Annotated in this window: 19 protein-coding genes and 1 tRNA gene; 13 read left to right on the top strand and 7 right to left on the bottom strand. The window is 61.3% G+C overall.

Annotated features, from left to right (window positions below; all coding sequences use genetic code 11):
- Positions 1-44: 44 nt before the first annotated feature.
- Entirely contained in the window at positions 45-857 is an 813-nt protein-coding gene (locus tag ACYQ01_RS00950; protein ID WP_459931962.1) for a phosphoribosylformylglycinamidine synthase subunit PurQ, read from the bottom strand.
- A gap of 140 nt (positions 858-997) precedes the next feature.
- Between ACYQ01_RS00950 and pyrG the strand changes: the two genes are divergently transcribed.
- The 10 genes from pyrG (at position 998) to ACYQ01_RS00900 (ending at position 10,251) form a co-directional block, all read left to right on the top strand.
- The gene (pyrG, locus tag ACYQ01_RS00945) at positions 998-2,635 is read left to right on the top strand and encodes a CTP synthase (RefSeq protein ID WP_459931961.1); all 1,638 of its coding nucleotides are present in this window, start codon (positions 998-1,000) and stop codon (positions 2,633-2,635) included.
- Complete coding sequence (locus ACYQ01_RS00940) at positions 2,632-3,192, top strand: KdsC family phosphatase (protein WP_459931960.1); 561 nt, start codon at positions 2,632-2,634, stop codon at positions 3,190-3,192. The genes pyrG and ACYQ01_RS00940 overlap by 4 nt, the downstream gene beginning before the upstream one ends.
- 245 nt (positions 3,193-3,437) lie before the next feature.
- Positions 3,438-4,877, top strand: coding sequence for an RNA polymerase factor sigma-54 (gene rpoN, locus ACYQ01_RS00935; protein WP_459931959.1), 1,440 nt, complete (start codon positions 3,438-3,440; stop codon positions 4,875-4,877).
- 36 nt (positions 4,878-4,913) lie between these two features.
- Positions 4,914-5,456, top strand: coding sequence for a ribosome hibernation-promoting factor, HPF/YfiA family (gene hpf, locus ACYQ01_RS00930; protein ID WP_459931958.1), 543 nt, complete (start codon positions 4,914-4,916; stop codon positions 5,454-5,456).
- A complete protein-coding gene (locus tag ACYQ01_RS00925) occupies positions 5,457-5,909 on the top strand; it encodes a PTS sugar transporter subunit IIA (protein ID WP_459931957.1) in 453 nt (150 codons plus the stop codon).
- Between the two features lie 88 nt (positions 5,910-5,997).
- Positions 5,998-6,885: an RNase adapter RapZ gene (gene rapZ / locus ACYQ01_RS00920; protein ID WP_459931956.1), complete on the top strand. Its 888-nt coding sequence runs from the start codon at positions 5,998-6,000 to the stop codon at positions 6,883-6,885.
- 10 nt (positions 6,886-6,895) lie between these two features.
- Positions 6,896-7,330 carry a PTS sugar transporter subunit IIA gene (locus ACYQ01_RS00915; RefSeq protein ID WP_459931955.1) on the top strand — a complete coding sequence of 145 codons (435 nt, stop codon included), beginning with the start codon at positions 6,896-6,898 and terminating at the stop codon, positions 7,328-7,330.
- A gap of 3 nt (positions 7,331-7,333) precedes the next feature.
- Positions 7,334-7,792, top strand: coding sequence for a PTS sugar transporter subunit IIB (locus ACYQ01_RS00910; RefSeq protein WP_459931954.1), 459 nt, complete (start codon positions 7,334-7,336; stop codon positions 7,790-7,792).
- Positions 7,793-8,673: 881 nt separating this feature from the next.
- Positions 8,674-9,303 (top strand): sulfurtransferase-like selenium metabolism protein YedF, encoded by a 630-nt coding sequence (gene yedF, locus ACYQ01_RS00905; RefSeq protein WP_459931953.1) that lies wholly within the window; start codon positions 8,674-8,676, stop codon positions 9,301-9,303.
- A 144-nt stretch (positions 9,304-9,447) separates the two neighbouring features.
- Complete coding sequence (locus tag ACYQ01_RS00900) at positions 9,448-10,251, top strand: pseudouridine synthase (RefSeq protein WP_459931952.1); 804 nt, start codon at positions 9,448-9,450, stop codon at positions 10,249-10,251.
- Between the two features lie 87 nt (positions 10,252-10,338).
- Here the strand turns inward: ACYQ01_RS00900 and lolA are convergent, their stop codons facing one another.
- The 5 genes from lolA to ACYQ01_RS00875 all read right to left on the bottom strand — a co-directional run bounded on the left by lolA (position 10,339) and on the right by ACYQ01_RS00875 (position 15,632).
- Complete coding sequence (lolA, locus tag ACYQ01_RS00895; protein ID WP_459931951.1) at positions 10,339-11,025, bottom strand: outer membrane lipoprotein periplasmic chaperone LolA; 687 nt, start codon at positions 11,023-11,025, stop codon at positions 10,339-10,341.
- 81 nt (positions 11,026-11,106) lie between these two features.
- Positions 11,107-11,967, bottom strand: coding sequence for a hypothetical protein (locus ACYQ01_RS00890; RefSeq protein ID WP_459931950.1), 861 nt, complete (start codon positions 11,965-11,967; stop codon positions 11,107-11,109).
- A gap of 198 nt (positions 11,968-12,165) precedes the next feature.
- Positions 12,166-14,376: a DNA translocase FtsK gene (locus tag ACYQ01_RS00885; RefSeq protein ID WP_459931949.1), complete on the bottom strand. Its 2,211-nt coding sequence runs from the start codon at positions 14,374-14,376 to the stop codon at positions 12,166-12,168.
- A 215-nt stretch (positions 14,377-14,591) separates the two neighbouring features.
- On the bottom strand, positions 14,592-15,149 hold the full coding sequence (efp, locus tag ACYQ01_RS00880; protein WP_459931948.1) for an elongation factor P: 558 nt from the start codon (positions 15,147-15,149) through the stop codon (positions 14,592-14,594).
- 15 nt (positions 15,150-15,164) lie between these two features.
- Entirely contained in the window at positions 15,165-15,632 is a 468-nt protein-coding gene (locus ACYQ01_RS00875) for a type II 3-dehydroquinate dehydratase (RefSeq protein WP_459931947.1), read from the bottom strand.
- Positions 15,633-15,710: 78 nt separating this feature from the next.
- Here ACYQ01_RS00875 and yihA point away from each other — a divergent pair, with 78 nt between their 5' ends.
- Positions 15,711-16,319, top strand: a complete 609-nt coding sequence (yihA, locus tag ACYQ01_RS00870; protein ID WP_459931946.1) for a ribosome biogenesis GTP-binding protein YihA/YsxC — start codon at positions 15,711-15,713, stop codon at positions 16,317-16,319.
- A gap of 111 nt (positions 16,320-16,430) precedes the next feature.
- Here yihA and ACYQ01_RS00865 read toward each other — a convergent pair whose 3' ends face one another.
- Complete coding sequence (locus tag ACYQ01_RS00865) at positions 16,431-16,619, bottom strand: CBS domain-containing protein (RefSeq protein ID WP_459931945.1); 189 nt, start codon at positions 16,617-16,619, stop codon at positions 16,431-16,433.
- A 215-nt stretch (positions 16,620-16,834) separates the two neighbouring features.
- Here ACYQ01_RS00865 and ACYQ01_RS00860 point away from each other — a divergent pair, with 215 nt between their 5' ends.
- Both ACYQ01_RS00860 and ACYQ01_RS00855 read left to right on the top strand, forming a co-directional pair.
- On the top strand, positions 16,835-17,638 hold the full coding sequence (locus ACYQ01_RS00860; RefSeq protein ID WP_459931944.1) for an undecaprenyl-diphosphate phosphatase: 804 nt from the start codon (positions 16,835-16,837) through the stop codon (positions 17,636-17,638).
- A gap of 97 nt (positions 17,639-17,735) precedes the next feature.
- Positions 17,736-17,812 (top strand) — tRNA-Met (locus ACYQ01_RS00855).
- The last annotated feature ends 18 nt before the right edge of the window (positions 17,813-17,830 follow it).

The following is a 17,830-nucleotide window of genomic DNA, read 5'->3' as shown; positions in this document are numbered from 1 at the left end:
TACAATCATGGTATGCGCCCGGCCGACTCCTCCGCGCAACGCGTTTACGCGCCGGCCTTCAAATACCGGACTCCGTTTTCCAGGATGGCGATACCCAGGGGCGAAGTGTTCTCTCCCCGGCTCCAGCCCGGATGGTTGGAGGGATGGTTGAAGGCCTCCGGGTGGGGCATAAGCCCCAGGATGCGCCCGGTGGGATCGGTGAGCCCAGCGATGGCCAGAGGCGAACCGTTGGGATTGGCCGGATACGCCTGGGTGGGCTCGCCCGCCTCGTCGGCGTATTGCAGGGCGTACAGGTTGCCGGCCACTATTTCGTCCAGCACGGCCTGGTTTTCCGGAATGATCTTGCCCTCGCCGTGACGCACGGGCAGGTCGAGTCCGGAAAGGCCCCTGGTGAACACGCAGGGGCTTTGCCCGTTGACGCGCATGCGCACCCAACGGTCCTCGAACCGGCCGGAATCGTTGTTGGAAAGCGTGACCTGGCGTTCGAAGTAGCGTCCGCCCAGGGCGGGAAGAAGCCCCAGTTTGACAAGCAACTGGAAGCCGTTGCAAATGCCGAGGATCAGACCGCCCTCGTCGAAAAACGATCGCAACTGATCCAGCAGGGACTCGCCCGTGGCGGTGGCGGCGTATTTCCAGCGGATGGCCCCGGCCTGGCCCGCGCCCAGATCGTCGCCGTCGAGAAATCCGCCGGGAAAAATGAGAAAATTATAACCGGGGAGTTTGACCCTCCCGGCCGTGATATCGGAGAAAAAAACGATGTCCGTCTGGTCGGAACCGGCCAGATTCGCCGCATGGGCGGACTCCACTTCGCAGTTGGTGCCGTAGCCGGTGATGACCAGGGTCTTGACTTGGGCCATGAAGGGTCTCCATCGATTCTTGAAAAAATCGCCTCAAGCGCTTAGATGAACCCCTGGACAATACGTGCCCCTGGCCGCTTGGTCAACACGGCCGGGGTTTTCCTATTTTTTCAGCATACCACGCCCCAGGAGGGTAAGCCATGCGCACCAAGTTCATTTTCGTTACCGGAGGGGTGTTGTCCTCCCTGGGCAAGGGCCTCGCCGCGGCCTCCATCGGCGCGTTGCTCCAGGCCCGGGGCCTCAAGGTGACCATCCAGAAGCTCGACCCCTACATCAACGTCGACCCCGGCACCATGAATCCCTTTCAGCATGGCGAGGTGTACGTCACCGACGACGGGGCGGAAACCGACCTGGACCTCGGCCACTACGAACGCTTTCTCGGCGTGGTGATGAGCCAGAACAACAATTTCACCTCCGGGCGCATCTACAACACCGTCATCCAGAAAGAGCGCCGGGGCGATTACCTGGGCGGCACCGTGCAGGTGATTCCCCACATCACCGACGAAATCAAACGCTGCATCCTCGGCGTGGCCAAGGACGAAGACGTGGCCATCATCGAAATCGGCGGCACCGTGGGCGACATCGAAGGCCAACCGTTTCTGGAGGCCATCCGCCAATTGCGCAGCGAGCTGGGCAAGGACAACGTGCTCTACATCCACCTGACCCTGGTGCCGTACCTGCGCGTGGCCGGAGAGCTCAAGACCAAGCCCACCCAGCACAGCGTCAAGGAGCTGCGCTCCATCGGCATTCAGCCGGACATCATTCTCTGCCGCTCGGAAATCGAACTGGACTCCTCGATCAAGAGCAAGGTGGCCCTTTTTTGCAACGTGGACCCGGACGCCGTGTTCAGTTGCGTGGACGTGGGCAACATCTACGAACTGCCGCTCAAGCTCTATGCCGAGGGCGTGGACCAAAAAATCGCCATTCTCCTGCGCCTGCCCGCCAAAAACGCCCAGCTCGACAGTTGGAAGCAACTCGCCGTCAGCCTCACCGGCCCCAAGGGAGAAGTCTCCATAGGCATCGTGGGCAAGTACGTGGACCTCAAGGAAGCCTACAAAAGCCTGCACGAAGCCCTGGTGCACGGCGGGGCGGCCAACGAGTCGCGCGTGAGCCTGTCCTACGTCAATTCCGAGGAGGTCACCCCGGAAAACGTGGCCCAACGCCTGGCCGGGCTCGACGGCATCCTGGTGCCGGGCGGCTTCGGTTCGCGCGGCGTGGAAGGCAAGATCGCAGCCATAAACTACGCCCGGGTGAACAAGATTCCGTATTTCGGCATCTGCTTGGGCATGCAGTTGGCCTGTATCGAATACGCCCGCAACGTGCTCGGCCTGCCCGAAGCCAACTCCGAGGAATTCAACCGGCAGACGCCCGACCCGGTCATCTACCTCATGCGGGAGTGGTACGACTTCCGCACCAAGCAGATCGAACGCCGCGACCCCAACTGCGACAAGGGCGGCACCATGCGCCTGGGAGCCTACCCCTGCGTGTTGCGCCCCGGCACAAAGGCCATGGAAGCCTACGGCCAGGAACGCATCGAGGAACGCCATCGCCATCGCTTCGAATTCAACAAGGCCTATTTCGAGGTCTTCGAAAAGGGCGGCATGGTGTTTTCCGGCCTTTCGCCCGACGAGGCCCTGGTGGAGATCGTCGAACTGCCCGAACACCCCTGGTTTCTGGGCTGTCAGTTCCATCCCGAATTCAAGTCCAACCCCATGCGGCCCCACCCGCTGTTCCGCGAATTCATCAAGGCGGCCATCGCCAAACGCAAGGGACAATGAGGCGTCCGCTACGTCCCGGCGAAGTGACGGCCAGAGCGCTTCGCCGGGCCCGGTCGGTCAGATTGCTGGTGCTCGACGCGGACGGCGTGCTGACCAACAACGCCCTCTACGCGGGACTGGCCCCGGAAAACGACCTCAAACGCCTGGCCATTGAAGACGGCATGGGCGTAAAGCTGGCCCAGGCCGCGGACATTGAAGTGGCGGTGCTCTCTGGGCTGGGCAATCCCCAGGTGCGCCGACGCATGGAAGAACTTGGCGTCAAGGACTTTCAGGGCGGTCACCTGTCCAAGGCCCCACTTTTTCAAGCGATGCTTGAAGAACGTGGCCTCGCGCCGGAGCAGGCCGCCTTTATGGGCGACGACTGGCTGGACGCCTCGGCGTTGCGCCGGGCGGGATTGGCGCTCACCGTGGCCGGAGCGCAGCCCGAAATCTTGCGTTTGGCGCACTGGATGTCCGCCTGTCCCGGAGGCGCCGGGGCGGTGCGCCAGGCCATCCGGTTTCTGCTCATGGCCCAGGGAAAGCGCGACCCCCTGTGGCGGCGCTGGCTTGACGACTGACGCCGGCAAAAGAGCAAGAGAACAGGCGCGTTCAGCTCCCGGGAATGCCGCTGTCTTTCTGGCGTGTTGGGACTTTTTATTTCGTCCAACAGCCTGTGAATGCACGGCATGTCTTGCTACTTCGGCTTATTGATGGCATACTGTCCTTGTCGAGGCGACATTTCGGCATTTTTTTTGCTAGTCGAATTCCTTTTCTTGTGAAATTTCGACGAATTCGACACGACAACCGGGAGACATGACTCGAAATGGCTTTGGAGCTCAGACAGCAACTCAAGCTATCCCAACAGTTGGTCATGACGCCGCAGTTGCAGCAGGCCATCAAGCTGCTGCAGCTTTCCCGTCTGGAACTGGTGGAGACCGTCCAGCAGGAATTGCTGGAAAATCCGTTGCTTGAGGAATCGCTGATTGAGGACGAGCACCCGGAACCCACCATAGCCGAAGAGCTCAAGGCCCCGGAGTCCAACCGCGAAGAGGCCGAAATGCAGCGCGAGCTGCAAAAAACGGCCGAGTGGGACGACTACATCGGCGATTTCGCGTCCACCAGCCGCCAAGCCACCACCCGGGAATACGAAGCCCCGGAAGACGGCGTTTCCTTCGAGGCCAGACTCTCCGGGCGCACCTCGCTGGAAGGGCATCTCTCCTGGCAGATCAGCCTTTCGGCCCTAAACGAGCAGGAACGCCACATCGCCGAAACCATTGTCGGCAACCTGAACTCCACCGGCTACCTGCAGGCCAGCGCCGAGGAACTCGCCCAGGACACCGGAGCCTCCCCGGAAGAGGTGGAACGCGTGCTCAAGGTGGTGCAGCATTTCGATCCCGTGGGCGTGGCCAGCCGCACTCCGCGCGAATGCCTGCGGGTCCAGCTCGACTTTCTGGGCTACGAAGATCCCATTCTGCTCTCCCTGGTGGACGAACACCTCGAAGACCTGGAAAAGAAGCGCTACAAGGCCCTGGCCAAGAAGTTCAAGATCACCTTCGAAGACATCCGCGAGTATCTGGACATCATCGTGTCCCTCGACCCCATGCCCGGGGCGAGCTTCAGTTCCGCGGACCCGGTGTACGTCAGTCCCGACGCCTACGTGTACAAGTACGGCGAAGATTTCGTCATCGTTCTCAACGAAGACGGATTGCCCAAACTGCAACTTTCGCCGTATTATATGGAAGATGTCAGCCGTTGCGGGCAGGGCAAGGACAAGGACTACCTGCAAGACAAGATGCGCTCGGCCATGTGGCTCATGAAGAGCCTGTACCAGCGCCAACGCACGCTCTTCAAGGTGCTGGAGAGCATAGTGAAATTTCAGCGGGAATTCTTCGAACACGGAGTGAGCAAGCTGCGCCCGCTCATTCTCAAGGACGTGGCCGAGGACATCGGCATGCACGAGTCCACGGTCAGCCGCATCACCACGAGCAAGTACGTGGCCACTCCGCACGGAATCTACGAACTCAAGTTCTTTTTCAATTCGGCGCTCGGTCTGGACGACGGAACAAGCGTGGGCTCCGAGTCGGTCAAGGCTCTCATCAAGCAGCTCATCGGCGCGGAAGACCCCAAAAAGCCCATCAGCGACGAACAGATCGCCGACATCCTCAAGGAAAAGCTGCAGGTGAACATCGCCCGCCGCACCGTGGCCAAATACCGCATGGCCATGGGGATCGAGTCGTCATCCAAGCGCAAGGCCGTCTTGTAAACGCCGCGTCGCGCGGCATTATTCCGGAGGTTTCCCATGAACATCGCTTTCAACTTCAAGAATTTCGAGCCGTCTCCGGGTCTACGTGACTATGCGCTCAAGCGCTTCGAGAAACTTCCGAAATACATCAGCAATTCCGACCACGCCGAAGTGGTCGTCACCTTGCAGGTGGAAAAGACCCGCCAGATCGTGGACGTAGTGATCAGCGCCGACTTCCTGCACATTTCGGCCCATGAGGAATCGGAGGACATGTACTCCACCATCGACCTCATCACCGACAAGCTCGAAGCCCAGATTCGCAAGTTCCGCGACAAAATGAAGGACCGCCGCAAGGCCGCGGCCGGCGTCCGCCTGGACGTGGTTTCCATCACCGAAACCCCTGAAGGGCGCACCCACGCCATCGTGGAGTCGGACAACTTCTCGCCCAAGCCCATGCCCGTTGAAGAGGCCGCTGAACAGCTTGGGGTGGTGAAGGAGGGCTTTTTGGTGTTCATCAACGCCGAGACGGACCGCGTGAACGTGATCCACAGGATGAAAAATGGCGATTACGGCCTGATCGACCCTGGGGTGGTCGTCTAGATGCGCCTGGCGGACTACCTTCGCCAGGAATTCGTCCTGGACGATCTCAAGGCGCAAAACAAGGAAGACGTGCTGGCCGAGCTGGTGGCGCCGTTGGGCGCGCACTGGCCCGACCTGGATTTGGCCAAGGCCAAGCGCGTCCTGCTCGACCGTGAGAACCTGGGCACGACCGGCATCGGCGACGGCGTGGCCATTCCCCACGGCAAGCTCGAAGCCCTGAGCGAGATCGTCATTGTCGTGGGCCGAAGCCTTGGAGGCGTGGACTTCGAGGCCCTGGACCACAAACCCTGTCGCATATTTTTTCTGGTGCTGGCCCCGGAACACGTGGCCGGGCAGCACTTGCGGATTCTGGCCCAGATTTCGCGCCTGTTGTCGGATGAAAGTTTCAGGCGCGGCTTTCTGGAGGCCCCGGACAGGCAGTCCCTGTGGGAGCTTCTTTCCAGCCATGCCTGAGGGGTTCCAGGCTTGAGACGGTCACACAACTATCCAATTCCCCGCCAGGACCAACCTGGCGGGGAATTGTCATGAGAGGGGAGGGGAGATGAGCGACTCGGGCGCGCATCCGCCGGTGGTCATTATCACCGGCCTCTCGGGTTCCGGGAAATCGACGGCCATCAACGTCTTCGAAGACCTGGGCTACTTCTGTGTGGACGGGCTGCCGGCCAGCCTCATGCCCAAGCTGATCAGCCTGTTCAAAGGGCAGGGGGCCAATCGGTACAGAGGCCTGGCCCTGGGCATGGACCTGCGCCAGATAGACTTCACCACCGACTGGCGGGACGTGCTCAACGAATTGGAGCGGGCCGGGGTGCATGTGCAAATCGTGTTCGTGGACGCCTCCACAGCGGAAATCACCCGCCGCTACGCCACCACCCGCCGTCCGCATCCCTTCGAGGCGGAAGGGTATGGCCTGGGGGAGGCCATCGAGGAAGAACGCCGCCGCATGGCCCCGTTGCACGCCCTGGCCGATCTGGTGATGGACACGACGGACTTTTCCGTGCACGATTTGCGTCGGCACCTTCAGGAAAAATGGCGCTTTCTGGAAGGCCAAGCCCGGGCCATGCGGGTGCATATCATGAGCTTCGGCTTCAAGTACGGCCTGCCCAGCGAATCGGACCTGCTGTTCGATCTGCGTTTTCTGCCCAACCCCTATTTCGTCGAGGCATTGCGTCCGTTTTCGGGTCTGGACAAAGCCATTGTGGATTACGTGCTGGCAAAGTCGCCCGGAAAAGAATTTCTGGTAAAATTCAAAACCTTTCTGCTCGATTTGCTGCCCCTTTACGAAGCGGAGGGACGCTACCGGCTGACCATATCGCTCGGTTGCACCGGCGGACGACACCGTTCCGTGGCCGTGGCCGAAGCGGTCTTTGACACGATCCGCCAGGCAGGGTACACGGTTTCGTTGGAACACAGGCATATCGAAAAAGGCTGACATTTCAAGGATGAATACCCATTCCTCAGCAACACCCGTCGGTGTGGTCATCGTCACGCATACCGATTATGGGGCGCGTCTGCTCAAGGCCGCGGAGTTCATCATCGGTCCTCAGCAGAACTGCGAAGCCGTTAGCGTCGACGTCACCCACGAAGTGAATCAAACCGTGGAAACCCTGCGCCAGTCCATCGACCAGACCGACCAGGGTGCGGGCGTCATCATCTGCACGGACATGTTCGGCGGCACACCCACCAACATTTCTCTTTCCCTGCTGGGCTCGCGCACCATCGAGGTGGTGACCGGGGTCAACCTGCCCATGCTCATCAAAATTCTCACCGCGCGCAGCAAACCCCTGGAGCAGTTGGCCGCCGACGCCAAAACCGCCGGCGTTCAAGGCATTGTGGTTGCCGGCGAAGTGTTGCGCAAAAAAGTTTCCGGAGAATAAACCGTGTTCTGGGTGCGCATAGACAACAGGCTCGTCCACGGACAAATCATCGAGGCGTGGCTGCCTTTCACCCATGCGCGGTCCATCGTGGTGGCCAATGACGATCTGGCGGCCGACGTGCTCCGTCAGCAGATCGTTTCCATCGCCATCCCGCTGGGAGTGGAAATTGTCTTTCTGGAAGTTGACGCCGTGGGAACCCACTTGGCCGACAACAAGTTGCAGGGGGCCGACGTGCTGGTGCTTTTCGCGTCCTGCCCGGACGCCAAACGAGCCTATGACCACGGCATGCTGTTCACCTGCCTGAACCTCGGCAACATCCATTATTCTCCCGGCAAAAAACAGATCTGCCAACACATCGCCCTCAGCAAGGAAGACGAGGGCTGCCTGGAATTTTTTCACCACAAGGGCGTTCAACTCGATTTTCGCTGCATCCCCAGTGATCCGGTAAGCCTGAGCTACTGATCCGGCAGGAACCGAAAACCCTTTCCGCGCCCATTCTCCGGAAACGTCCGGAATTCCTTTCCCACGCCTTTTTCCCACCCCGACGAACTTCCGGCTGGAAAAGGCGTCCCAAACGCATCCTGAGCCATTCTCGACGACAGGCTTTTCGGGTCACCCCGGCTTGTCTGAAAACCGACGAGCGGGAGGCGTGCCCGATACTGCGCGGCATCGCCACAGCAGGAGCCCCAAGGCGAATGCATGCGCCTGGCACGCAAGACCGGGGCGTTCGGCCACAACGCGACCCCTGATGCGTATCAACAGCCATTCCTCAGTTCGCACCATTTCAAATCCTCACTTGAACGAGCTGTGACTCCGCCGAATCCTCGTAAGTTCTTTTCGTCGTCGCAGAGGCGAGCGCGAAATCTGTCTTTTGTGTCTGCGGAAGATGTTGCCAGGAACACATTGAAACTGTTGACTTTCCCCACTCTTCCAGACATTTTTTATTTGTCTCATAATGTAAATTATGTAAACTTTAAGAAATTCACCCAACCTTGAAACGGGTCACCACGCGGGCTCGACACGGCCTGGCTCTCTCTTCTTCGCTTGCAGGCATTCTCGGGAAAAGGATCCGTGTTGTGGACCTGGCCGGCGCTCCGACGGGTTTGTTGTTGCCGCCGGGGATACCCAAACACCTCCGGATTCAGGCCCATCGTTTCCCACAGCGCCATGCGACGCGGCACTATGGCTTCAGGGCTTGAACATCGGAAGTATCTATTTGACCTGGGGCCTCCCAGGCGTGAAACATTTTGCACTTCGGCCCGGGACCACCGGAATTCGCATTCGATCGGTGCTTCTCGTCATGAGCCACTTGTCGCGACCTTGGCCGACCCAAAGGAGCTTTTATGACCACTTCCGTCACCACAGTGGACTGCCTGGGCATGACCTGCCCACAGCCCCTTATGGAGTGCAACAAGATCCTTTCCCAGGGGACGCCGCAGAACATGCGTGTTTTGGTCAGCGACCAGGCCGCCCTGGAAAACGTCACCCGCTTTCTCACATCGAGCGGCTATTCGGTCACGTCCAGCGGGCAGGCCGATCGCTGGACTATCGAGGCCGCACTGACCGACCCGCAGGCGCGCTCGGCCAAACCCGAGGACTTTCCCTGCCCCTTGCCGAACTCCGGGCCTCGCTCCGGGGAAAAGGTCGTGGTTTTTCTCTCGTCGGAATTTCTGGGCAAAGGCGACGACATCCTGGGCGGCAAACTCATGGGGAATTTTCTCAAGACCTTGCCAGAATTGGGGGACGACCTGTTCCGCCTCATCATGGTCAACGGCTCGGTTCGGCTCTCCACGGCCGAGCATCCCAATTTCCCGGCCGTCAAGGCCTTGGAAGACAGCGGCGTCACCGTGCTCGTCTGCGGAACCTGCTTGGAATTCTTCGGCCTTCTTTCCAGCAGAGCCGTGGGTCAGACCACCAACATGCTCGACGTGGTGACCAGCTTGCAATTGGCGTCCAAAGTGATAACCCTCTAGCCGCCTGCTGATCCATCCCGCCGGCCTCGGCGTTTTTCGAAAGTCCTCCAGCATGCGACCACGCTTCGGGGGACTTTCGTTTTGTGTCTCGTCAACGACCATGCAGCACAGGCCGCAACAATCGACCTGGCCGACTCCCCCACTATGCCCCCAAAAAAAGAAAAGAAAACAACAACGCCATCCCCTGCCCGCCCGACTCGCCCCGGAGTCGTTCGTCTGAACAAGGCCCTGGCCCAGGCCGGAGTGTGCTCGCGCCGCGCAGCGGATGAACTCATCCGCAACGGTCGGGTGACCGTCAACGGTCGCCCTCCCGAAGGCATGGGGCAAAACGTCGATCCGGTCCGGGACGACATCCGTCTGGACGGCGCGCCCATCCGCACGCCCGGGACCGCCGCGCCGGCCTATTTTCTCCTGCACAAACCCGTGGAAGTGGTGAGCACGGCTAGCGATCCTGACGGCCGCCGCACCGTTCTCGATCTGGTGCGCCCGTACGCCGGCGGGGCCAGACTCTTTCCGGTGGGACGGCTGGACTATTTTTCGGAAGGGCTGCTCCTGCTGACCAGCGACGGGGAACTGGCCAACCGCATGACGCATCCGCGCTGGCACATGGCCAAGGTCTACCGCTTGACGGTGCGTGGCCCTGTTCCCGAACAGGCCTTGGCCACCATGCGCGCGGGCATGACCCTTTCCGAGGGCGAAACGCTGGCACCGGTCACGGCGCGGGTGATCGGGCACTCGCCCAGGGGAGATTCCGTGATCGAGTTGGAACTGCGCCAGGGCGTGAACCGGCAGATACGGCGCATGTGCCGGGACCTGCACCTGACCGTGCTCCGACTGGTGCGGGTGGCGCAAGGACCGCTGGTGCTGGGCGACCTGCCCCCCGGAGCCTGCCGCCCCCTTGTCCAGCGGGAAATCGAGGCCCTGCGCTCCGCCGCCGGACTTCCCTGAGCGTTCTCCGCCTCTCCCTGCAAAGCCCGGCCTTGAAGAAAAACACCCTCCCCAAGGCCGATCCGGCCCTGGCCGCAAAACTCCGCGCTATTTCGTCAGGATTCGCCCCTGAGTGGCGCCGGTGTTGTCAAAGGTCTGGTAATCCTTGGGCGGGGTGTACACGAAGAGGTCTTTGGACAGGACGGGATTCATCTTGATGTTTTTCAGGGTCACATCGTTGACGTTGCCGTAGAAATCCTCGATGGCCGCCCGGGTGATGGTGTATGTCTTGGTGTCCACGTCGATATGGGCCAGCACCATTCCCGGCTCGGCTTCACGGGGAGTGAGTTTGAGTCGCGTTTCTCCCGCCGGGGCGTCGGGTTCTTCCTCTATGGTGAAATCGTCAGCAATGTTGCCCGCCCCGGAAAGAAAACGCAGCATGGTCTTGGAGCCCAGCACTTCTTCCACGCCGTAGCGATAGGCCGTGCGTTCCTCATCGAAAACGTTCCACACGCCATCCTTGCCCACCACCAGCAGTTCCTTTTCAGGCTTGCGCGTCTCCCAGCGAATAAGATTGGGTTGGGCGTAGGCCAAGTGGCCGGTGCGAATTTCCTGGTCCTTGCTGGTGGCGTTCTTGAGCACCTGGGTAAAGTCTGCGGTGAAGGATTTCACGGACTTGTAGTGGCTCTGCACCTTGTCCGCCAGGGTGTCCACGTCGGCGGCGACCACGGTCGCCGCCCGGGCCAGACACACGGCGAGCACCAGCATCCAGGCAAGAACGGTTTGAACTTTCATGAAAACCCCTTTCGGGTTTGAGTGAGCCGCGCACGCGGCGGCCGGTTACGCGTGGACCGGTCCCTGATCCAAGCGCGAGGGTCAGGCCATGGCCGCCAGGGCCTCGTCCAGGCCGAAAAACACCACCCCGGACTTGGCTATGGCGTAGGTCACCACGGCGATGCCTTGTCGGTGCATGGCCTGCGTAAAAAACGGACCGGCCTTGGCGGGCAGCACCAGACATCTTCCTCCCTCCGGCTTCTGCCGCGAAAGCACCAACCGCCCCGCTCCCACAAACAAACTCTGCGGAGCGATGTCGGCGAGCACCTCAAAAAGCATCTCGGGGCGTCCATCTTCGGGGGTCAGATTCAGGGAGCACGAGGACGGCCGGGACAAACGCCCTCCTCCAGCCGTCACTTGGCGTTTGGCCAGTTGCTCGTCCAGGGCGGCGAGGACCATGTCCACCAGGGGGGGATGCCGCCCCTCGCACAAGGCGTTCGATTCCCCGGGCAGGGAGTTCAACAGGCCGCTCGCCCGCCAGGCTCGAAATTCGTACAGGCAGCGTACGTATTTAAAAACATTGAGCGAGGCGTTTGCGTCGTTGACACTGGTGATAAGCAGCATGTCGCGTTTTTTGCCGCCAGGCCTGGAGAGGCTGGCCTGCACGAGGTCGTATTCGTGCATGGCTAGAAATCGTTTGAATTCCAACGGGCTGCCAGCCTGGGCCTCTCCCACGGCCAACACCACGTCCGCCCCGTATCGCACCAACGCCCCCGAGGCGCTGGCCGGAGGCTGGCTCCAGGCCACATCCACGCGGCAGACGGGCTTGGGCCGGACAAACACCTTCGGGTCTTCCAGGCCGAGCGTCATTTGAAACCGGGCCACCGTGGCCCCGAACCGGACCCAGAACCCCAACCGCGAGTTCCACAGGTAGTCCCGCTGCCGTTCTCCGCTTCGTCCCATTCGTTCACCGGCTCGGCGCAGGCTGGCGGTCAGACTGGCCAAATGCCGTTTTATCTGTAGAGGATCACTCAGAATTTCCATGAAACACCCCGATCTGGGCTGCTTGGCGCTGGCGTGCGCCTCGTTTCAGTACGAAAATATGCGCCTCTCTGCTCCGTTGTCGTTACATAGGCTCTCGGTCGGGAAAATCAAGCCGCTCTACTCCTTTCCTCGCAACACGACCCGGGGCTTGCTGCCGTCGGCCGGTCCGAGAAGGCCTTCGCGCTCCATCTGCTCGATGAAGCGGGCCGCCCGGTTGAAACCGATGCGAAAACGACGTTGGATAAGCGAAATGGACGCCTTGCCCTGATCCATGACGAACTCCAAGGCCTGGGGATAGACTGGATCGGAAAGAGCCCCTCCCCCGCCGCCGAAGTCGTCGTCTGGCGGACCGTCCTGGCCGTGGGCGTCGTCCTTCCAGCTGGTCAGGTCGATCATGTACTCGGGTTCCCGATGGGCTTTCCAGTACTCCACCACGCTTGCGGTCTCCTCGTCCGAGACGAAGGCCCCGTGCATGCGCATCATCTTGGCCCCGCTGGGTTTGAAAAGCATGTCGCCCCGGCCCAGCAAATGTTCGGCCCCCACGGTGTCCAAAATCGTGCGGGAATCGTGCTTGCTGGTGACCTGGAAGGCGATGCGGGTGGGGAAGTTGGCCTTGATGAGGCCGGTGACCACGTCCACGCTCGGACGCTGGGTGGCCAGCACCATGTGAATGCCGGCGGCCCGGGCCAACTGGGCCAGACGGACGATGTTGATCTCCACTTCCTTGCCGGCCGTCATCATGAGGTCGGCCAACTCGTCGATGATGAGCACCAGATAGGGCATGGGTTCCAGCACCACCTCATCGGGGGCCGGGCGGGCGCCGGTTTTGGCGACCTTTTCGTTGTATCCGTCGATGTTGCGCACCCCGACCTGGGCCATAAGCTCGTAGCGTCGATCCATCTCGGCCACGCACCAGTCCAGGGCGGACTTGGCCAGGGCCATGTCCGTCACCACGGGGTGCGCCAGATGCGGCAGTCCGGCGTAGGCGGCCAGTTCGATGCGCTTGGGATCGATGAGCAACAGGCGCACCTGGTCCGGCTGGGCCTTGTACAGAATGGAAAGCAGAATGCCGTTGATGCACACGCTCTTGCCGCTGCCCGTGGCCCCGGCCACCAGCAGGTGGGGCATGCGGGCCAGGTCGGCCACGAAGGGATGGCCCTGGATGTCCTTGCCCACGCACAGGGTGAGCCTGGACGTGGCCTTCTGAAAGGCGTCGGATTCCATGATGTCGCGCAGGTACACGGTCTGGCGCTTGGCATTGGGGATCTCGACACCCACGGTGTCCTTGCCCGGAAGGGGAGCCTCGATGCGCACGGCCAGGGCCTTCATGGCCAGGGAGATGTCGCCGGCAAGGCCGGCTATCCGGCTGATCTTCACCCCGGGCGCGGGCTTGACCTCGAACATGGTCACCACCGGCCCCGGGGCCACATGCTGCACTTGCCCCTGGATGCCGAAATCCTCCAGACAGGTGATGAGCCCTTTGGCCTGCCCCTGCAACACCTCCTGACTGGGACCCAGGGTCTGGTTGGGGACGGCCTCCAGCAGGTCGAGCGGCGGGATGGCTCCGGGGGCCTGAGCGGCCCTGGGCTGAGGTTTGGGCTTGGGCGGACGCGCCGGCCTGGGTTTTGCCGGCTGACTGGGTTCGGCCTGCGCCGGGGGGTCGTGGACTTCGGCCTGATGAAAGTCGGGAGTGTCGGGGGTGTCCGCTTCGTCTTCCCCGGTGGAGCTCGAACCGGGGCCGAAGAGAAATACCAGGAACTTTTCCAAGGCCAGGTCCAACACCTCGCGCAGGCGTCCCCAGACCTTGACCAGGAGGTTGCGCACCCTTTCGGCCAGGCCGTTGAAGCTCATGCCCGAGACCAGACGAAACGAGATGATGGCCAGAAAGGTGACCAGCAAATAGGTGCCCACCGGGCTGAAGAAGCGCTTGCCCAGGCCGTAGAGGGCCTGGCCGGTCAGGCCGCCGCCGTTGACGGTCCCGATGTGCAAAAAGCCCGAGCCCGGCCAGTCGGAGCCGAGCACGACCAGGGTCGAAAGAAACAGGCCGAACAGTCCGGCCCAATGCCGACGCGAGATGCCGAGCAGAGGAAAGAGCCGGCGCAATCCCGCATAGGTCAAAAGCGCCGGCACGAAATAGGACGCCAGGCCGAAAAGGTTGGAGAGAATGCCCGCGCAATTTTCCCCGACGATTCCGGTCAGGTTGCTTTGCGGGCTCTTGCGATCGAACGAGTACAAGGCCAGGACAAAAAAACAGGCCAGGCACAAAAGGACAAGCCCGATAAGCTCTTCGAGTATTTTTTTCCGCTCGGTGATCTGTTCGTCCCCCACTGTGCGCTCCTGGCGAAAAAGGGCCGTGAAGCCCCGGCTTCACGGCCCTTTTCTCGGCCGCGAGCGGCCTGTTGCATGTTTGAATCGGTCCGCTTCAGGGGGTCGCTCCCGGAGGCGGCGCGCTCTTGCGCCGCACGGCGACCCGTGACGAACGGGAGTCCGCCGACCTCGAATCGACAGCGGGACGTATCCGGCGGAAAGATTCCGCCGGACGGCTAAACCCGGCTGATGTATTCCCCGCTGCGGGTGTCCACCTTGATCTTTTCGCCCTCGTTGACGAAAAGCGGTACGTTGACCGAAATGCCAGTGCTCAGGGTGGCCGGTTTGGTGGCGCCGCTCACGGTGTCGCCCTTGACGCCGGGTTCGGTGCGGGTCACCTCCAGCACGACCGACGCGGGCAAGTCCATGTCCAACGCCTTGCCGCGGTACATGAGCATGGTCAGCTCCATGCCGTCGGTGAGAAAGCCGCCCTTCTTGCCCATTTGCTCGTCGTCCACGCTCAGCTGTTCGTAGGTGGTCATGTCCATGAACACGTAGCCCGTGCCGTCCTTATAGAGGTACTGCATTTCGCGGGTTTCCATGTCCGGTTTTCCCATCTTCTCGCCCGCGCGAAAGGTGTTTTCCACCACCCGGCCGTTGAGCATGTTCTTGAGCTTGGTCCTGACGAAGGCCCCGCCTTTTCCGGGCTTCACGTGCTGGAAATCCACGATTTCATAGGGGGTTCCTTCCAGCTCGATCTTGAGGCCGCGACGGAAATCGGTGGTGGAAAGCATTGATTCTCCTTACGATCACGAATTCTTTTCCCGCCAGCCCCGCCACAGGGCGGCGACGGCCAGGGCATAGCTCATCATGCCGAAGCCTGCAATCACCCCGACGCAGTTCTTGCCCATGAGGCTTTGCTGGCGTAGAGGCTGGTCCGAACGGGCCAGGACGTTGGAAAGATGCACTTCCGCACAGGGAACGCCGATCCAGGCCAGGCAGTCGGCCAGGGCCAGGCTGGTGTGGGTGTAGGCTCCGGCGTTGAAGGCCACGCCGTCCAGGTTGTCCGCCCTGGCTTGCTCCAGCCGGTCGATGAGCTGGCCTTCCCCGTTGGCCTGAAAATAATCGAGTTCGATTTCGCCCGCGCCGGCGCCGATCAGCCCTTCGAGCAGCCCCGGCAAGGCGTCCATGCCCTGCGAGCCGTAGATCTCCGGTTGCCTGGCCCCCAGGTGACCCAGGTTCGGGCCATTGAGCACGAGAATGCGGCATTTCGTCATAGGGAATACAATCCTTGATGTTTGTCTTGCGCCGAAAACCGGCGCGTTGTCCAACCAGCCCAAGCGAGGCCGGCGCCCATGCAAAAGACCCTGATCCTGGAAAAGACCATCTACACCCTGGGGGACCTCACCCTGCCCGACGCCCCGCAACTGGCCGTGGCCGGACGGTCCAACGTGGGCAAATCCTCGCTCATCAACCGTCTGGCCGGGCGCAAGAAGCTGGCCAAGATCAGCTCCACCCCCGGAAAGACCCAAAGTGTCAACCTCTACCGGGTGGAGCCGGGAAGCTACTTCCTGGTGGACCTGCCCGGCTACGGCTACGCCAGGCGTTCCAAGGCCGAACGGGACAAATGGGCCCAGCTTATCGAACGCTACCTCACCACCACGGCGCAACTTCGGGCCGTGGCCGTGCTCTTAGACTGTCGCCTGCCTCCCCAGGCCAGCGACCTGGACATGGTGTCCTACCTGGGCGCGCTCAACCGACAAGTCCTGGGCGTGCTCACCAAGGCCGACAAGTGCTCAAAACGCGATCAGCAGGCCCGCAAGGCCCAATGGACCGGCCTCCTGGGCGGACGTCCCCCGGTGCTCTTCTCGTCGGTCACGGGCATGGGACAGGAAGAACTCTGGAGCCGCGTGGACGCCCTGCTCGGCCAGGACGAGCAAAGCGCCGAGGAGGAAGCGCCCTGACGAACGACTGCCGCGTCCTTGAAAAACATGTATATGTTTTTCAAGGAGAAAAATAAGAATTTCAGTTTGTTCTCCACAAAACAAGTCCACGCTTATTTCGTGGACGCCACACTAGCGCGCGGTTTCCTGAGACTCGGAGAGAAACATCGACTTGAGGAATTCCTGGTCCCGCGGGCTCAAGTTGAAATGCATGCCCGCCTCGTCCAAAAGCGCGAGGAGGGGTTTTTCCTGGCAACGATGCTCGTCCATCCAGGCCAGGGCCTTTCGGACCAATTCGGAGTGTTCCACCACCGTCGTCATGGTGCGCCTCGCATTTTCCGCCAAGACGGCGGATATCATGGGATTTTTCTGCGACTCGAAGCTTGGCGAAACGGATGCGGCCCAGGGGCGGCTTCCCTTTCCTGACCAGGCAAATTTTTGCGATTATAGCCCACCCTTCTCCCTCTTGCAACATACCTGCGAATCGCGTAGCGCCCCCTTGTCCTCTCAAGAACAACGCAAAGGAAGCGTTCCTTATGGATCCATGGACCACTACCGTCATCATGGGCATCGTGGAAGGAGTCACCGAGTTCCTGCCGGTTTCCTCCACGGGCCACCTCATCATCATGGGCAAATTGTTGGGCATGGAAGGGGCCAAAGCCTCCTCCTATGACGTAATCATCCAACTGGGAGCCATCCTGGCCGTTGCGGTCATGTACCGGGAACGGTTCCTCGGGCTGTTCTTTCCCAAGGCCAGGGAGCGGTTCTCGGGCGTGCGCGGACTCACCCTGCTCTTTCTCACCTGTCTGCCCGCCTCCCTGTTGGGCCTGTTCGCCAGACACGCCATCAAGGAGCACCTCTTCGCCCCGCTGCCCGTGGCCCTTTCGCTCGCGGCCGGATCGCTGCTCATCTTTCTCGTGGAGGCCAGACGCCGGGTCAGGACCAAATACTACGACCTGGACGACGTCTCTCCGGCCTTGGCCCTGGGCGTGGGGCTGTTTCAATGCCTGTCGCTTTGGCCGGGATTTTCCCGCTCCGCCTCCACCATCTTGGGGGCCATGATCCTGGGCGCCAGACGCAAGCTGGCGGCGGAATATTCGTTCATCGCCGCCGTGCCCATCATGATCGCCGCCACGGGCTACGAACTCTACAAGAGCTGGGGCGACTTCACCCCGGACGACCTCAAGTTCCTGGCCGTCGGCTTTGTTGTGGCCTTCTTTTCGGCCTGGTTGGCCGTCAAATGGTTCATCGCGCTCCTGACCCGAATCACGCTTCGGCCCTTCGCCGTGTACCGGCTGCTGCTGGCCGCGGTGGTGGCCTGGTACTTTTGGCCGGCCTGAGCCGTGAACGTTGTTTGGGCCGGAGTAAAAAAAACACTTGCCAAGCAGAGGGAGAGCGGGTATCAAGCCGCTCTTGCCGACACGGCAAAAAGAACGTGGCGAGGTAGCTCAGTCGGTTAGAGCATGCGGCTCATATCCGCAGTGTCGGGGGTTCAATTCCCTCCCTCGCTACCAAGAAAATCAGGGGCTTAG

It is taken from the genome of Fundidesulfovibrio butyratiphilus (genome assembly GCF_054657235.1).
Note: the sequence above shows the minus strand (reverse complement) of the source record. Positions and strands in the feature narration are given on the sequence as shown.

What these genes read in the sequence shown, in the direction of transcription:
- ACYQ01_RS00950 (WP_459931962.1), bottom strand. Translation starts at nt 857, where the DNA reads ATGGCCCAAGTCAAGACCCTGGTCATCACCGGCTACGGCACCAACTGC.
- pyrG (WP_459931961.1), top strand. Translation starts at nt 998, where the DNA reads ATGCGCACCAAGTTCATTTTCGTTACCGGAGGGGTGTTGTCCTCCCTG.
- ACYQ01_RS00940 (WP_459931960.1), top strand. Translation starts at nt 2,632, where the DNA reads ATGAGGCGTCCGCTACGTCCCGGCGAAGTGACGGCCAGAGCGCTTCGC.
- rpoN (WP_459931959.1), top strand. Translation starts at nt 3,438, where the DNA reads ATGGCTTTGGAGCTCAGACAGCAACTCAAGCTATCCCAACAGTTGGTC.
- hpf (WP_459931958.1), top strand. Translation starts at nt 4,914, where the DNA reads ATGAACATCGCTTTCAACTTCAAGAATTTCGAGCCGTCTCCGGGTCTA.
- ACYQ01_RS00925 (WP_459931957.1), top strand. Translation starts at nt 5,457, where the DNA reads ATGCGCCTGGCGGACTACCTTCGCCAGGAATTCGTCCTGGACGATCTC.
- rapZ (WP_459931956.1), top strand. Translation starts at nt 5,998, where the DNA reads ATGAGCGACTCGGGCGCGCATCCGCCGGTGGTCATTATCACCGGCCTC.
- ACYQ01_RS00915 (WP_459931955.1), top strand. Translation starts at nt 6,896, where the DNA reads ATGAATACCCATTCCTCAGCAACACCCGTCGGTGTGGTCATCGTCACG.
- yedF (WP_459931953.1), top strand. Translation starts at nt 8,674, where the DNA reads ATGACCACTTCCGTCACCACAGTGGACTGCCTGGGCATGACCTGCCCA.
- ACYQ01_RS00900 (WP_459931952.1), top strand. Translation starts at nt 9,448, where the DNA reads ATGCCCCCAAAAAAAGAAAAGAAAACAACAACGCCATCCCCTGCCCGC.
- lolA (WP_459931951.1), bottom strand. Translation starts at nt 11,025, where the DNA reads ATGAAAGTTCAAACCGTTCTTGCCTGGATGCTGGTGCTCGCCGTGTGT.
- ACYQ01_RS00890 (WP_459931950.1), bottom strand. Translation starts at nt 11,967, where the DNA reads ATGGGACGAAGCGGAGAACGGCAGCGGGACTACCTGTGGAACTCGCGG.
- efp (WP_459931948.1), bottom strand. Translation starts at nt 15,149, where the DNA reads ATGCTTTCCACCACCGATTTCCGTCGCGGCCTCAAGATCGAGCTGGAA.
- ACYQ01_RS00875 (WP_459931947.1), bottom strand. Translation starts at nt 15,632, where the DNA reads ATGACGAAATGCCGCATTCTCGTGCTCAATGGCCCGAACCTGGGTCAC.
- yihA (WP_459931946.1), top strand. Translation starts at nt 15,711, where the DNA reads ATGCAAAAGACCCTGATCCTGGAAAAGACCATCTACACCCTGGGGGAC.
- ACYQ01_RS00865 (WP_459931945.1), bottom strand. Translation starts at nt 16,619, where the DNA reads ATGACGACGGTGGTGGAACACTCCGAATTGGTCCGAAAGGCCCTGGCC.
- ACYQ01_RS00860 (WP_459931944.1), top strand. Translation starts at nt 16,835, where the DNA reads ATGGATCCATGGACCACTACCGTCATCATGGGCATCGTGGAAGGAGTC.